Origin of the sequence: Saccharothrix mutabilis subsp. mutabilis (genome assembly GCF_039521145.1) — a bacterium.
GTDB lineage: Bacteria > Actinomycetota > Actinomycetes > Mycobacteriales > Pseudonocardiaceae > Actinosynnema > Actinosynnema mutabilis.
This window is the reverse complement of sequence record NZ_BAAABU010000027.1, coordinates 1-14,225: the sequence shown is the minus strand read 5'-3', so window position 1 is coordinate 14,225 and position 14,225 is coordinate 1. Positions and strand designations below refer to the sequence as shown.

Below are 14,225 nucleotides of genomic sequence, written 5' to 3'. Positions count from 1 at the left end.
TCAGACTGTCTCCACCAGGGCGCCCGACGCGTCGGCGCGCAGGACCGGGGCCGACGCGGTCAGGTCGCGGACGGCCGCCACCGAAGCCTCGTCCACCGCGTCGGACGCCGTCACCACGGCCGCCGCCTCCAGGCCCTCGGCGCCGCTGGACACCGCCGCCGCCACCGCCGCCTGCAACGCCGTGAGCCGCAGGGACGGCAGGGCCACCGTCGTCGCGGCGTAGGTCCGGCCGTCGGTGTCGCGGACCGCGGCCCCCTCCAGAGCACCCGTCCGGGCGCGGGCCGACCTCGCCAGGGTGATGATCTTCTGGTCCTCGGGGTCTAGCTCACTCACCTGGGGTCCCCTCGTCGTCGTCAGCGCCTGCCACCTGGCGGACCAGCACCGTCGTGATGCGCATCCGCCCGCGTTCGTCCTTGCCGCCCTCGGCCCGCATCCGCAGGCCCGCGATCTCCGCCTCCGTGCCGGGCAGCGGCACCCGGCCCAGCCGCTGCGCCAGCAACCCGCCCACGGTCTCCACCTCGTGGTCGTCCAGCTCGGTGCCGAACAACGCGTCCAGGTCGTCCACCGGCAGCCGCGCGCTCACCCGCACCGACCCGTCGGTCAGGTGCTCCACCGGCGGCCGGTCGTCGGTGTCGGACTCGTCGGTGATCTCGCCGACGATCTCCTCCAGGATGTCCTCGATCGTCAGCAGGCCCGCCGTGCCGCCGTACTCGTCCACCACGATCGCCAGGTGGTTGCGCGACAGCTGCATCTCCCGCAGCAGGTCCGCGATCGGCTTCGAGTCCGGGATGAACGACGCCGGCTTCATCACGTCCGCCACGACCGTGCCGTTCGGCTGCTCGGCCAACGTCCGCCGCACCAGGTCCTTCAGGTTCACCACGCCGACGATGTCGTCCACGCTCCCACCGATCACCGGCACCCGCGTGTACCCCGTCCGCAACGACAGCGCCAGCGCCTGCCGCACCGACTTCGTCTGCTCGATCCACACGATCTCCGTGCGCGGCACCATCACCTCGCGCGCGATGGTGTCACCCAGCTCGAACACCGAGTGGATCATCTCGCGCTCGCCCTCGTCCACGACGCCGCGCTCCTGCGCCATGTCGACCAGCTCGCGCAGCTCGACCTCGGAGGAGAACGGCCCCTCGCGGAAGCCCTTGCCCGGCGTGATCGCGTTGCCGACCAGGATCAGCAACCGCGACAACGGCCCCAGCACCCGCCCGAGCACCCGGATCGGCGCCGCCGCGATGAGGCTCACCGCGTACGGGTGCTGCCGGCCCAGGGTCCGCGGGCCGACGCCGACCAGCACGTACGACACGACCAGCATGCTCAGCCCGGCGACCAGCACGGCCACCCAGCCGGTGTCGACCAGCCGCAGGCACACGACCGTGACCAGCACGGTCGCCGACAGCTCGCAGCCCAGCCGCAGCAGGAGCAGCAGGTTGACGTGGCGCGGCCGGTCGGCCAGCACCTGGATCAACTGCCGCGCGCCCGCCCGGCCCTGCCGCTGCAACGCCTCGACGCGCGCCCGCGACACCGTGCCCAGCGCCGCGTCGGCACCCGCGAACGCGCCCGCCGCCAGCACCAGCGCCACGGCCAGGACGATGAGGCTGGTGGAGTCCCCGATCACCACGGCCCCCGCGTCAGGCGTCCGGGTCGGGCCTGTCCGAGTCCTCCAGGCCCACCGCCCCGAGCAGCTTGGAGTCCGCCTCGCGCTGCGCGGACTTGCGCTCGGCCTCGGCGGCAGCCGTGCGGAAGTCGCCCAGGATGCGGTTCTGGAGGGTGAACATCTCGCGCTCCTCCGCGGGCTCGGCGTGGTCGTAGCCCAGCAGGTGCAGCACGCCGTGGACGGTCAGCAGGTGCAGCTCGTCCAGCAGGCTGTGACCCGCCTTCTTGGCCTGGTCCTTGGCGAACTCCGGGCACAGCACGATGTCCCCGAGCAGCGCCGGACCCAGGCCCGTCGCGTCGGGGCGGCGGGCCGAGTCCAGCTCGTCCATCGGGAAGGCCATGACGTCGGTGGGGCCGGGCAGGTCCATCCAGCGCTGGTGCAGGTCGGCCATCACGTCCAGCTCCACCAGCAGGACGGACAGCTCCGCCAGCGGGCTGACGCCCATCCGGTCCAGCGCGAATCGGGCGGCGGCGACGATGGACGGCTCGTCCACGGTCACGCCCGACTCGTTCGCGATCTCGATGCTCACGGCGCCTATCGTCCCCGCCGGTGCCCCCGGGACCGCGCACCGGGTCCGGCGTGGCTCTGCCGGTCCTGGCCGAGGTCGCGTTCGTCCTGCTCGACCTGCCACTTCTCGTAGGCGTCCACGATGTCGGCGACCAGCCGGTGGCGGACGACGTCGTTGCTGGTCAGGACCGAGAAGTGGACGTCCTCGACGCCTTCGAGGATGTCCTTGACGACCTTGAGCCCGGACCGCTGCCCACCGGGCAGGTCCACCTGGGTGATGTCACCGGTCACCACGATCTTGGACCCGAAGCCCAACCGGGTGAGGAACATCTTCATCTGCTCGGGCGTCGTGTTCTGCGCCTCGTCGAGGATGATGAACGCATCATTAAGCGTTCGGCCACGCATATATGCGAGTGGTGCGACCTCGATCGTCCCCGCCTGGGTCAGGCGCGGGATGGACTCCGGGTCGACCATGTCGTGCAGCGCGTCGTACAGGGGGCGCAGGTACGGGTCGATCTTCTCGTACAGCGTGCCCGGCAGGTAGCCCAGCCGCTCGCCCGCCTCGACCGCCGGCCGGGTCAAGATGATGCGGTTGACCTGCTTGGCCTGCAGCGCCTGCACGGCCTTCGCCATCGCCAGGTACGTCTTGCCGGTGCCCGCCGGGCCGATGCCGAACACGACCGTGTTCTGGTCGATCGCGTCCACGTAGTGCTTCTGGTTCAGCGTCTTGGGGCGGATCGTGCGACCGCGGCGGGAGATGATGTCCAGGCTCAGCACCTCGGCGGGCGACTCGCCGGTGCCCGCGGACAGCATCGCCACCGTGCGGCGGACCGTGTCCGGGCCGACCTCCTGGCCCCGGTTGGCCAGCGTCACCAGCTCGGAGAACACCCGTTCCGCGAACGCCACGTCGGCCGGCTTGCCGGAGAGGGTGATCTCGTTGCCGCGCACGTGGACGTCGGCGTCGAGCAGCTCCTCGGCTAGCCGGAGGTTCTCGTCGCGCGACCCGAGCAGGGCGAGCACCGCGCCGTCGGGCACGGCGAACTTGGACTGGGCGTCAGCCGCGGCGCCTGGCTGCGGCGTGGTGTCTGCGGTGTCGGCCACGTGGCCTCGGGCCTGCTTCCTGCGCGTTCGCGCCGAACTCGGTGTACTTGACCTACTGCCCCTCGATGCTAGCCGCCTGCACCGACAGTCCGCACCGGAGTAAGAAACCGGTGGACGGCCCCGGTGTACTCGTCGGTGTGACCGTCCTGCGCACCCTGACCCCGGACGACGTGCCCGCCTGCCTCGCGCTCGCCGCCGACCGCGACTGGCCCCCGGAGGAGGCGAAGTGGCGGTTCCTGCTGCGGGTCGGGACCGGTTTCGGCCTGTTCGACGGCCCGCGCCTGGTCGCCACGACGATCATCACCCGGTTCGGTGACGAGCACGCGGCGGTGAGCATGGTGCTCGTGGCGTCGTCGCACGGCCGGCGCGGGTTGGGGCGGCGGCTGGTCGAGCACGCGCTGGAGCAGGCCGGGACGCCGGTGGCATCGCTGTACGCGACCCGGTTCGGCAAGCCGCTCTACGAGCGGCTCGGCTTCCGGTCGGTGGGTGTGGTGGGGGGTCACTTCGGGACCCTGGACGTGCCCGCCGCCGGCGTCAGCCGATCGCTGGCCGACGCGGACCGGGAGGAGGTCGTGCAGCTCGACGCGGCCGTGTTCGGGGCGGACCGGTCGGCGATGTGGGAGCGGTACTTCGACTTCGCGCGGGAGGTCCGGGTGTCGCCGGGCGGGTTCGCCGCGTCCTGGCGCAACACGAACCGCCTGATGCTCGGCCCGATCGTCGCCGGTTCGCTCGCCGAGGCGAAAGCGCTGGTCAGCGACGTGGCCGACGGGCCGTCGCGGGTGGATGCCTCCGACCCGGAGCTGCGGGCGTGGCTCACCGGGCACGGCATGCCGGCCCGGTTCGAGGTGGACCTGATGGTGCGCGGGGAGTTCAGCGGCGCCCGGGACCGCCTGTGGGCGCCGCTGATGCAGGCCCTGGGTTAGGCGAGCGCGCCCAGTTCGCGACCGCCGAGCAGGTGCAGGTGGGCGTGGAAGACGGTCTGGCCGGCGTCCGCGCCGGTGTTGAACAGCAGGCGGTAGCCGCTGTCCGCGATGCCCTCGGCCTCGGCGACCTCGCCGGCGGCGCGGAACAGGTCGTCCAGGACGCCCGGGGCCGCCTTGACCAGGGCGACGGCGTCCGGCGAGTGCAGCTTGGGCACCAGCACGACGTGGGTCGGGGCCTGCGGCGAGATGTCGCGGAACGCCGTGGTCGTCTCGGTCTCGTGGACGATGGTCGCCGGGATCTCGCCCTTGACGATGCGGCAGAACAGGCAGTCGGAGGACATGCCGGGCAGGCTAGCGGGCCAGGCGGAGCGCGGCGTCCCGGCAGACGGCCCACGCGGGGTGGCCTGCGTCGATCAGCTCCATGTGCCCGACGCCGGGCAGGACGACCAGGTCGGCGCCGCTGGAGGCCGCGAAGGACTCGCTCTGCGCGACGGGCACGTCCTCGTCGTCGGCGCCGTGCACCAGCACCATCGGCTTGGCGATGGGCAGCAGGGCCGCGGGCGAGGCGTCCGCGTACCGCTCGGGCACTTCGTCGGGGGTGCCGCCCAGCAGTTCGGCGGCGCGCCGGGTGATCCGCGGGTGCTGGAGGAAGTCCAGGACGCCGGCCTGGGCCACGGCTCCGACCACGCGCGGGTGCCGCGCCGCCGCCCACACGGCCAGGTGGCCGCCCGCCGAGTGGCCCAGCGTCACCACGTCCGCGTCCAGGGCGTCGATGGCGGCCAGCACGTCGTCGCCGGTCGCGGGCCACCCGCCGCCGCCGTCGACGCGCCGGTACTCGACGTTGAACGCCCGCACGCCGTGCGCGGTCAGATCGGCGGCCAGTGGACGGCCCAGTTCGAGGCCGTAGCGCTGGTGCCAGAAACCGCCGTGGATGACGACGACAACGGGAAACGAATCACCGCCGGCCGGTGACGACAATTCACCGAACTGGCTCGGGTGGGTGCCGTAGGTGACACGCCGCAAGGAAACACCCTCCGCAAAAAAGAGGGCCGCGTCGCGATGGGACCTGGGGGTCGCCCCACCGCGACGCGGCGACGCCGGACCGAGGGGGGAGGTGTCCGGCGAGTCTGCTCTGAAGGGCCGAATCCGACTAGACCAATGCAGCCCCTCAGGCCATGAGGGTAACCCCTATTTCCGGCGTTCGCCAGAAGGACGCAACGCCCATTACCGCCAGCGATCGGTCAGCACACCCAGCGCACCCAAAGCCACCGCGGCGGCCGTGGAAGCTCGCAGAACGGTAGGACCCAGTCGCACAACGTGCGCGCCTGCCTGCGTCAACGCCTTCAGCTCGGCTTCAGCTATTCCGCCCTCGGGTCCGACGACGAGCAGCACATCACCCTCGCGGGGGAGGTTGACGGAGGCGATGTGATCGGTGGCCGACTCGTGCAAAACCAATGCAACAGCAGCGGACTGCACCAAGCGGACCAACCCCGGTGTGCCGACGGGCTCGGCGACCTCCGGCACGCGGGCCCGCCGGGCCTGCTTCGCGGCCTCCCGCGCGGTGGCGCGCCAGCGTTCCAACGCCTTCGCGCCCCGCGGCCCGTCGTCCCACTTGGTGACGCACCGGGACGCTTTCCACGGCACCACGCCGTCCACGCCCGCCTCGGTGGCCAGTTCGACGGCCAGCTCGCCCCGGTCGCCCTTGACCAGCGCCTGCGCCACGACGACCCGCGGCGCCGGCTCGGGCACGACCCAGCGCTCGACCACGGACAGCCGCAGCGAGTCCTTCAACGCCTCGGTGACCACGCACCGCACCTGCGCGCCGGACCCGTCGGACAGCACCAGCTCCTCCCCCGCGCGCAACCGGCGCACGGTGGCGGCGTGCCTGCCCTCCGGACCGTCCAGGACGGCCTCGGACCCGGAGGGCAGCGCGGCGACCAGGAAGACCGGCAGCGTCACCGGTGCCCGCGCCCGGAGCGCAGCCGCGAGAACAGCCCGCCGCCGCCCTTGCCGTTGTGGGCCAGCGACGGCTCCTCCTCGCCGCGCGCCACGGCCAGTTCCCGCAGCAGCTCGGTCTGGCGGGCGTCGAGCTTGGTCGGCACCACGACCTCCAGGTGGACGTGCAGGTCGCCCCGCCCGTCGACCCGGCCGCTGGAACGCAGCCGCGGCATGCCCCGGCCGGTCAGCACCAGCTCGGTGCCGGGCTGGGTGCCGGGCTCGATCTCCAGCTCCTCCTCGCCGTCCAGGGTCTGCAACGGCAGGACCGCGCCCAGCGCGGCGGTGGTCATCGGGATGCGGACCGAGCAGTGCAGGTTCACCCCGTCCCGCTCGAACACCTCGTGCGGGACCTCCTCGACCTCGACGTACAGGTCACCGGCCGGGCCGCCGCCCGAGCCGACCTCGCCCTGGCCCGCGAGCCGCACCCGCATGCCCTCGGCGACGCCGGGCGGGATCTGCACCGAGATCGTGCGCCGCGACCGGACCCGGCCCTCGCCCGCGCACTGGCGGCAGGGGTCGGGGATGACCTCGCCGAACCCGCGGCACACCGGGCACGGCCGGGCCGTGACCACCTGCCCCAGGAACGAGCGCTGCACCGACTGCACCTCGCCGCGCCCGCCGCACGTGTCGCAGCGCACCGGGGACGTGCCCTCGGCGCAGCCGCTGCCCGTGCACACGTCGCACAGGATGGCCGTGTCGACGGTCAGCTCCCGGGACGCGCCCGCCGCGCACTCCTCCAGCGTCATGGCCAGCCGGATCAGCGCGTCCGAACCGGGCTGCACCCGGCTGCGCGGTCCGCGCGAGCTGCCGCCGGCCGCGCCGAAGAACGCGTCCATGATGTCGCCGAGACCGAACCCCGCGCCCGCGAACGGGTCGCGCATACCACCGCCGCCCGGTTCCAACGGGTCGCCGCCCAGGTCGACGACCTGCCGCTTCTTCGGGTCCGACAGCACCTCGTAGGCGGCCGTCACCTCCTTGAAGCGGGCCTCCTCGTTGGGGTTGACGTCCGGGTGCAGCTGGCGCGCGAGCTTGCGGTAGGCGCGCTTGATCTCCTCGGGTGTCGCGTTCTTGGAGACCCCGAGCGTGCCGTAGTAGTCCCTCGCCACCGTGTGTCCTCCTGCGGGCGCGCGCCGGCCGCGCGCTCGCTCGCTTGCGAAACGTCTTGTGCGCTCTCGGTGTTCCCGGCTCAGCTTGAGGTGAGGATCTCCCCGACGTACCCGGCGACCGCGAGCACGGCCGCCATCGTCCCCGGGTAGTCCATCCGTGTCGGACCCACCACTCCCATGCCCCCGAGCAGCTTGTCCCGGCTGCCGTAGCCGATGGACACGACCGAGGTGCTGCGCATCTCGGCCGCCTCGTTCTCCTCGCCGATGTGCACCAGGACCGTGCCGGGGTCGCGGGCCGCGGCGAGCAGCTTGAGCACCACGACCTGCTCCTCCAGCGCCTCCAGCACCTGGCGCAGCGAACCGGGGAAGTCTGCCACGTTGCGGGTGAGGTTCGCGGTGCCACCCAGCACCAGTCGCTCTTCCGGGTGCTCGACCAGCGATTCGATCAGCACGGTGCTCACCCGCGTCACCGCGTCGCGCAGCTCGGCGGGCGCGTGGTCGGGCAGCTGCGCGACCTCGGCGGAGGCGTCCGCCAGGCGCTTGCCGACCATCGCCTGGTTGAGCAGCGCGCGCATGCGGGCGACGTTCTCCTCGGTGATGACGTCGCCGAGGTCCACGCTGCGCTGGTCCACGCGGCCGGCGTCGGTGATGAGCACCAGCATCAGCCGGGCGGGTGTGATGGCGAGCACTTCGAGGTGCCGCACGGTCGACCGGCTCAGCGTCGGGTACTGGATGACCGCGACCTGCCGGGTGAGCTGGGCGAGCAGGCGCACGCTGCGGCGCAGCACGTCGTCCAGGTCGTAGGCCCCGTCGAGGAAGCTGCGGATGGCCCGCCGCTCGGGCGAGGACAGCGGCTTGACCTCGCTGAGCCGGTCCACGAACAGCCGGTAGCCCTTGTCCGTCGGCACGCGCCCGGCGCTGGTGTGCGGCTGGGTGATGTACCCGTCCTCTTCGAGGGCGGCCATGTCGTTGCGCACGGTCGCGCTGGAGACGCCCAGGTTGTGCCGCTCGACCAGCGCTTTCGACCCGACGGGCTCCTGGTTGGAGACGTAGTCGGCGACGATGGCGCGCAGCACCTCGAACCGGCGCTCATCCGCGTTCACGCGCGTCACCTCCACATCGACGACCTGCTTCACCCCGAGTTTACGGAGGTCGGACGGGTAGTAGGGAAACTCCGTGGTGTGCGTTCGGCCGCCGCCGGTACCGTGCCGTGTGCTCCGCCACATCCAGTCCGCATTGCGCGAGGCCGTCCGGGACGACGCGACCCGGGTCGGGCCGTTCCTGGTGCGCTTCGACGCGGACTCGGACAACGTGTACTCGAACTACGCCGTGCCCGAGGCCGACGCCGAGCCGACCGACGCCGACGTGGCCGCGCTGGTGGCGTTGTTCCGCGCCAAGGACCGCGTGCCGCGCCTGGAATACGTCCGGCCGGTGCCCGCGCTGGACGTGGCGCTGGAGCGGGCCGGGTTCACCGTCGAGCGCGAGTACCCCGTGATGGCCGTCGAACCCGGTGACCTGCGGGTGCCGGACGTCCCCGACGGGGTCGAGCTGGTCGAACCCGGCACCGACGACGAACTGGTCGCCGCCACCGACGTGCAGAACGCCGCGTTCGGCGTCGGCTCGCTGGTCCGGGAGGCGGCGATCCGGCGGCAGCGGTCGATGTTGAGCAAGGGCGCTGTGCTGTTGATGGCGCTGGTGGACGGCGTCCCGGCGGGTGCCGGACTGGCCACCGCGCCGAAGGACGGCCTTGCCCAGGTCGCCGGGATCGGCGTGCTGGAGCGGTTCCGCGGCAGGGGGATCGGGAGGCTGGTCACCGCACGGCTCAGCGAGCGGGTGTTCGCCGCCGGGCACCGGCCGTTCCTGGAGACCGAAGCCGACCACAAGGTGGACCGGGTCTACGGGCCGCTGGGCTACCGGGTCGTCGGCCACTCGGCGGGCGTCTCGCTCACGTGAGGCGGCGGACCACCGCGTCGGCCAGCAGACGGCCCCGGTCGGTCAGCACGCACCGCCCGGCCGCGAACGCCGACTCGTCCAGCAGCCCGTCCCGTACCGCGACCTTCGCCTCGGAGCGACCGTCATCGTCCAGCACGTCCACCGACAGGCCGGAAGCCAGACGCAGCTCCAGCAAGATCCGCTCGACGCGCCGGTCCTCCTCCGACAGCACCTCACGGCCGGCCGCCGGGGACGTGCCCGACGCCAGCAGCGACGCGTACTTCGCCGGGTGCTTCACGTTCCACCACCGCACCCCGCCCACGTGGCTGTGCGCGCCCGGACCCGCGCCCCACCAATCAGCGCCCTGCCAGTACAGGACGTTGTGGCGGCACTCCGAAGCCTCCGAGGCCGCCCAGTTCGACACCTCGTACCACCGCAGGCCCCGCGCGGTCATCGCGGCGTCGATCAGTTCGTACTTGTCCGCCAGCACGTCGTCGTCGGGCATGGGCAGCTCGCCGCGCCGCACCCGCCGGGCCAGCGCCGTGCCCTCCTCCACGATCAGCGCGTACGCCGACACGTGGTCCACGCCCGCCGACCCCACCGCGTCCAGCGACGCCTTCAGGTCGTCCACCGACTCGCCCGGCGTCCCGTAGATCAGGTCCAGGTTCACGTGGTCGAACCCGGCGGCCCGCGCTTCGACCGCGGCCGCGACCGGCCGACCCGGGGTGTGGACGCGGTCGAGCACCGCCAGGACGTGCCGGGCCGCCGACTGCATGCCCAGCGACACCCGCGTGTAACCAGCGTCACGGATGGCCGCGAAGAACTCCGGCGAGGTCGACTCGGGGTTGGACTCCGTAGTGACTTCCGCGCCACCCGCGAGCCCGAACGACGAGCGGACGGCGTCGAGGACGGCGGCCAGACCGGACGCCCCGAGCAGTGACGGTGTGCCACCGCCGACGAACACGGTGTCCACCGGCGGCGGGCCGCCCAGCACGCCGGCGGCGAGGTCCAGCTCGCGCCGCAGACCCTCCAGCCACGACTCCGGCGAGGCGGAAGTGCCCAGCTCACCGGCGGTGTAGGTGTTGAAGTCGCAGTAGCCGCAGCGGGTCGCGCAGAACGGCACGTGCACGTAAAGACCGAACGGTCGGGTGCCGAGACCCGCCAGGGCGGTCACGGGCAGTGAGCCGTCCGGGGGCGCGGGATCGCCGGTCGGCAGAGCGGAGGGCATGGCCCCATCCTCCCACCTAGCAGGACGGCGGACCCCGTCCCACCATGCGGATGGCGGTGGACCACGGGGTGGACGCGTGGCACGCTGCAAACCATGACGTCGAACGGAGTGCGCCTGGTGGTCCGCCGCCACGTGGACTTCCGTCGTGTCTCCAGCGCGATGTGCCGCCGCTCGGCATAGCCCGCGCCCGACTCATGTTCCCGTCGGCGCCGGGTGCGCTGACGAGACCCCCACCACAGCACCACCGGGACTCGCACGCGCACCAGCGCCCCGAAACCCGGAGGACGAGATGGTCCCCCCGACGACGACACCCCCGCGCCCGAAGCAGCGCCGGGGTGAGGGGCAGTGGGCGCTGGGCTACCGCGAACCGCTGAACCCCAACGAGCGGAGCAAGAAGGACGACAACCCGCTCAACGTCCGGTCTCGGATCGAGAACATCTACGCCCGCGGCGGGTTCGACTCGATCGACCCGGCGGACCTGCGGGGCCGGTTCCGCTGGTACGGCCTCTACACCCAGCGCAAGCCCGGCATCGACGGCGGTCGCACGGCCACCCTCGAACCCGAAGAGCTGGACGACGAGTACTTCATGCTGCGCGTCCGCATCGACGGCGGTCGCCTCACGACCAGCCAGCTCGCGCTGATCGGCGAGCTGTCCCAGACCTACGCGCGCGACACCGCCGACATCACCGACCGGCAGAACGTCCAGTACCACTGGATCCGCATCGAGGACGTCCCCACCATCTGGCAGAAGCTGGAGGCGGCGGGCCTGACCACGATGGAGGCCTGCGGCGACAGCCCGCGCGTCGTGCTCGGCTCGCCGGTCGCCGGCATCGCCGAGGACGAGGTGGTCGACGGCAGCCCCGCGATCGACGAGATCCTGCGCCGCTACATCGGCGACCCGCGCTACTCCAACCTGCCGCGCAAGTTCAAGACCGCGATCTCCGGCCTGCCCGACGTGGCGCACGAGATCCACGACGTGGCGTTCGTCGGCGTCGACCACCCCGAGCACGGCCCCGGCTTCGACCTGTGGGTCGGCGGCGGCCTGTCCACCAACCCGATGATCGCGAAGCGGCTGGGCACGTGGGTGCCGCTGGACGAGGTGCCGGACGTGTGGGAGGGCGTGATCAGCGTCTTCCGCGACTACGGCTACCGCCGGCTGCGGCACCGGGCGCGGATCAAGTTCCTGGTCGCCGACTGGGGCCCGGAGAAGTTCCGCCAGGTGCTGGAGGACGAGTACCTCAAGCGCAAGCTGATCGACGGCCCCGCGCCGGAGGTTCCCGAGGTCCCTCGCGACCACATCGGCGTGCACAAGCAGAAGGACGGCCTGTGCTACGTCGGCGCGGCCCCGATCGCGGGCCGGGTCACCGGGTCCACGCTGGTCGAGGTGGCCAAGGTCGTGGAACGGGCCGGGTCCACGCGGGTCCGGCTGACGCCGCAGCAGAAGCTGGTCGTGCTGGACGTGCCGGAGTCCGAGGTCAAGGCGCTCCAGGCGGACCTGGCCAAGCTGGGGTTGCAGACCGAGCCGTCGCCGTGGCGGCGCGGGGTCATGGCGTGCACCGGCATCGAGTTCTGCAAGCTCGCGATCGTGGAGACCAAGGCCCGCGCGGCGGACCTGGTCTCGACGCTGGAAGCCCGGCTCGCCGACATCACCGAGGACGCTGTCGGCGTAGCCCCGATCTCGGTGCACATCAACGGCTGCCCGAACTCGTGCGCCCGCATCCAGACCGCGGACATCGGGCTCAAGGGCCAGATCGTCACCGACGCCGACGGCAACCAGGTCGAGGGCTTCCAGGTGCACCTGGGCGGCGGCCTGGGCCTGGACGCCGGGTTCGGCCGCAAGCTGCGCGGCCACAAGGTGACCGCGGACGAGTTGTCCGGGTACGTCGAACGGGTGGTGCGCAACTTCGTGGCGCAGCGCAAGGACGACGAGCGGTTCGCCCAGTGGGTCACCCGAGCGGACGAGGCGGACCTCAGGTGAGCGAGCGCGCGACTCCGTTCTACTGCCCCTACTGCGGGGACGAGGACCTGCGTCCGCAGGAAGAGCCGAGCTACTCGTGGCTCTGCGCCTCGTGCCGCCGTGTTTTCACCGTCAAGTTCGTGGGTCTCAATCTCCCGCAGGAGGTTCAGCGATGACCGCACCCGCCAGGGTCGAGGAACTGAAGGTGATCGCCGAGGCCGCCTCGGTGGAACTGGCCGACGCGGGCGCCGAGGAAGCCCTCGCGTGGGTCGCCCGCACGTTCGGCGACAGCTGGATCGTCGCGTCGAACATGCAGGACGCGGTGCTGATCGACCTGGCCACCAAGGTCAAGCCGGACGTGGACGTGCTGTTCCTGGAGACCGGCTACCACTTCGCGGAGACCATCGGCACCCGCGACGCGGTGGACCTGGTCTACCCGGAGGTGCGGATCGTCAACGCCGCCGCCGAGCAGTCGGTCGCCGACCAGGAGGCGCAGTTCGGCCTGCTCAACCAGACCGACCCGAACCGCTGCTGCCAGCTGCGCAAGGTCATCCCCTTGCAGCGCACGCTGGCCAACTACGACGCGTGGGTGACCGGTGTGCGCCGCGTGGACGCGCCCACCCGGGCGAACACGCCGATCGTGCAGTGGGACGACCGCAACGGGCTGGTGAAGGTCAACCCGATCGCGGCGTGGTCGGACGAGCGGTTCAACGCCTACATCGCCGAGCACGGGATCCTGGAGAACCCGTTGGTGCAGGACGGTTACCTCTCCATCGGGTGCGCCCCGTGCACCTCGAAGCCGCTGCCGGGCCAGGACCCGCGCAGCGGTCGCTGGGCCGGTACTTCGAAGACGGAATGCGGGTTGCACGGATGAGCGTGGGCACAGCTCTGGACACGTTGGGACGCCTGGAATCCGAGGCGATCCACATCTTCCGGGAGGTCGCGGGCGAGTTCGACCGGCCGGTGATCCTGTTCTCCGGCGGCAAGGACTCGACGCTGCTGCTGCACCTGGCGGTGAAAGCGTTCTGGCCCGCGCCGGTTCCCTTTCCCCTCCTACATGTCGATACCGGACACAACTTCCAGGAGGTCATCGACTTCCGCGACCGCACGGTCGAGAAGTACAACCTGCGCCTGGAAGTGGCGAGCGTCCAGGACTACATCGACGACGGAAGGCTTTCCGAGCGCCCGGACGGCACCCGGAACCCCTTGCAGACCGTGCCCCTGCTGGACGCGATCACCACTCACAAGTTCGACGCCGTGTTCGGCGGCGGACGCCGTGACGAGGAGCGCGCCCGCGCGAAGGAGCGCATTTTCAGCCTGCGCAACGCCTTCGGCCAGTGGGAGCCGCGCCGGCAGCGTCCCGAATTGTGGAACCTCTACAACGGAAGGCACCGTCCGGGGGAACATGTGCGGGTATTCCCGCTCTCCAACTGGACCGAGCTGGACGTCTGGCACTACATCGCGCGGGAGGGGATCGAATTGCCGTCGATCTACTACGCGCACCAGCGCGAGGTTTACCTGCGCGACGGGATGTGGCTGGCGGAAGGCCCGTGGGGCGGCCCGCGCGAAGGCGAGCAGCTCGTGAGCAAGACCGTGCGGTACCGGACCGTGGGTGATGGTTCGTGCACGGGCGCGGTGGAGTCGGACGCGGCGGACATCGAGGCGGTCATCGCGGAGGTGGCCGCGTCGCGGTTGACCGAGCGCGGCGCCACCCGGGCCGACGACCGGTTGTCGGAGGCCGCGATGGAGGACCGCAAGCGGGAGGGCTACTTCTAACCATGAGCGACCTGTTGAGGCTGGCCACCGC

General features: G+C 71.8%; 16 protein-coding genes. 6 read left to right on the top strand and 10 right to left on the bottom strand.

Going from position 1 to position 14,225, the window contains the following annotated elements; genetic code table 11:
- From ABD126_RS34240 to ABD126_RS34225, 4 genes are read right to left on the bottom strand one after another with little or no spacing between them, the layout of a single operon-like run.
- Positions 1-333 carry a cytidine deaminase gene (locus ABD126_RS34240; RefSeq protein ID WP_343938934.1) on the bottom strand — a complete coding sequence of 111 codons (333 nt, stop codon included), beginning with the start codon at positions 331-333 and terminating at the stop codon, positions 1-3.
- On the bottom strand, positions 326-1,624 hold the full coding sequence (locus ABD126_RS34235) for a hemolysin family protein (protein WP_425542932.1): 1,299 nt from the start codon (positions 1,622-1,624) through the stop codon (positions 326-328). Before ABD126_RS34235 ends, ABD126_RS34240 begins: the two co-directional genes overlap by 8 nt.
- 16 nt (positions 1,625-1,640) lie before the next feature.
- The gene (gene ybeY / locus ABD126_RS34230) at positions 1,641-2,195 is read right to left on the bottom strand and encodes an rRNA maturation RNase YbeY (RefSeq protein ID WP_343938930.1); all 555 of its coding nucleotides are present in this window, start codon (positions 2,193-2,195) and stop codon (positions 1,641-1,643) included.
- A gap of 5 nt (positions 2,196-2,200) precedes the next feature.
- The gene (locus ABD126_RS34225) at positions 2,201-3,274 is read right to left on the bottom strand and encodes a PhoH family protein (protein WP_343938928.1); all 1,074 of its coding nucleotides are present in this window, start codon (positions 3,272-3,274) and stop codon (positions 2,201-2,203) included.
- A gap of 137 nt (positions 3,275-3,411) precedes the next feature.
- Here ABD126_RS34225 and ABD126_RS34220 point away from each other — a divergent pair, with 137 nt between their 5' ends.
- Positions 3,412-4,197: a GNAT family N-acetyltransferase gene (locus ABD126_RS34220; protein ID WP_343938925.1), complete on the top strand. Its 786-nt coding sequence runs from the start codon at positions 3,412-3,414 to the stop codon at positions 4,195-4,197.
- On the opposite strand, the gene ABD126_RS34215 is transcribed toward ABD126_RS34220, so the two are convergent.
- The 5 genes from ABD126_RS34215 to hrcA all read right to left on the bottom strand — a co-directional run bounded on the left by ABD126_RS34215 (position 4,194) and on the right by hrcA (position 8,404).
- Positions 4,194-4,538 carry a histidine triad nucleotide-binding protein gene (locus tag ABD126_RS34215; protein WP_343938923.1) on the bottom strand — a complete coding sequence of 115 codons (345 nt, stop codon included), beginning with the start codon at positions 4,536-4,538 and terminating at the stop codon, positions 4,194-4,196. The genes ABD126_RS34220 and ABD126_RS34215 overlap by 4 nt on opposite strands.
- Before the next feature lie 10 nt (positions 4,539-4,548).
- The gene (locus ABD126_RS34210) at positions 4,549-5,220 is read right to left on the bottom strand and encodes an alpha/beta hydrolase family protein (RefSeq protein WP_343938921.1); all 672 of its coding nucleotides are present in this window, start codon (positions 5,218-5,220) and stop codon (positions 4,549-4,551) included.
- Positions 5,221-5,421: 201 nt separating this feature from the next.
- Complete coding sequence (locus tag ABD126_RS34205) at positions 5,422-6,156, bottom strand: 16S rRNA (uracil(1498)-N(3))-methyltransferase (protein WP_343938919.1); 735 nt, start codon at positions 6,154-6,156, stop codon at positions 5,422-5,424.
- A complete protein-coding gene (dnaJ, locus tag ABD126_RS34200) occupies positions 6,153-7,301 on the bottom strand; it encodes a molecular chaperone DnaJ (protein ID WP_343938917.1) in 1,149 nt (382 codons plus the stop codon). Before dnaJ ends, ABD126_RS34205 begins: the two co-directional genes overlap by 4 nt.
- 80 nt (positions 7,302-7,381) lie before the next feature.
- A complete protein-coding gene (gene hrcA, locus ABD126_RS34195; RefSeq protein ID WP_343938915.1) occupies positions 7,382-8,404 on the bottom strand; it encodes a heat-inducible transcriptional repressor HrcA in 1,023 nt (340 codons plus the stop codon).
- 109 nt (positions 8,405-8,513) lie between these two features.
- On the opposite strand from hrcA, the gene ABD126_RS34190 reads away from it, so the two are divergent.
- Entirely contained in the window at positions 8,514-9,254 is a 741-nt protein-coding gene (locus ABD126_RS34190) for a GNAT family N-acetyltransferase (protein ID WP_343938913.1), read from the top strand.
- On the opposite strand, the gene hemW is transcribed toward ABD126_RS34190, so the two are convergent.
- A complete protein-coding gene (gene hemW, locus ABD126_RS34185; RefSeq protein WP_343938911.1) occupies positions 9,247-10,461 on the bottom strand; it encodes a radical SAM family heme chaperone HemW in 1,215 nt (404 codons plus the stop codon). The genes ABD126_RS34190 and hemW overlap by 8 nt on opposite strands.
- 289 nt (positions 10,462-10,750) lie before the next feature.
- Here hemW and ABD126_RS34180 point away from each other — a divergent pair, with 289 nt between their 5' ends.
- The 4 genes from ABD126_RS34180 to cysD are packed head-to-tail and all read left to right on the top strand — an operon-like array spanning position 10,751 to position 14,194.
- Positions 10,751-12,439 (top strand): nitrite/sulfite reductase, encoded by a 1,689-nt coding sequence (locus ABD126_RS34180; protein ID WP_343938909.1) that lies wholly within the window; start codon positions 10,751-10,753, stop codon positions 12,437-12,439.
- Entirely contained in the window at positions 12,436-12,594 is a 159-nt protein-coding gene (locus ABD126_RS34175) for a hypothetical protein (protein ID WP_015098919.1), read from the top strand. The genes ABD126_RS34180 and ABD126_RS34175 overlap by 4 nt, the downstream gene beginning before the upstream one ends.
- Positions 12,591-13,292 carry a phosphoadenylyl-sulfate reductase gene (locus ABD126_RS34170; protein ID WP_343938904.1) on the top strand — a complete coding sequence of 234 codons (702 nt, stop codon included), beginning with the start codon at positions 12,591-12,593 and terminating at the stop codon, positions 13,290-13,292. The genes ABD126_RS34175 and ABD126_RS34170 overlap by 4 nt, the downstream gene beginning before the upstream one ends.
- A complete protein-coding gene (cysD, locus tag ABD126_RS34165; protein WP_343939108.1) occupies positions 13,274-14,194 on the top strand; it encodes a sulfate adenylyltransferase subunit CysD in 921 nt (306 codons plus the stop codon). Before ABD126_RS34170 ends, cysD begins: the two co-directional genes overlap by 19 nt.
- Positions 14,195-14,225: the final 31 nt, after the last annotated feature.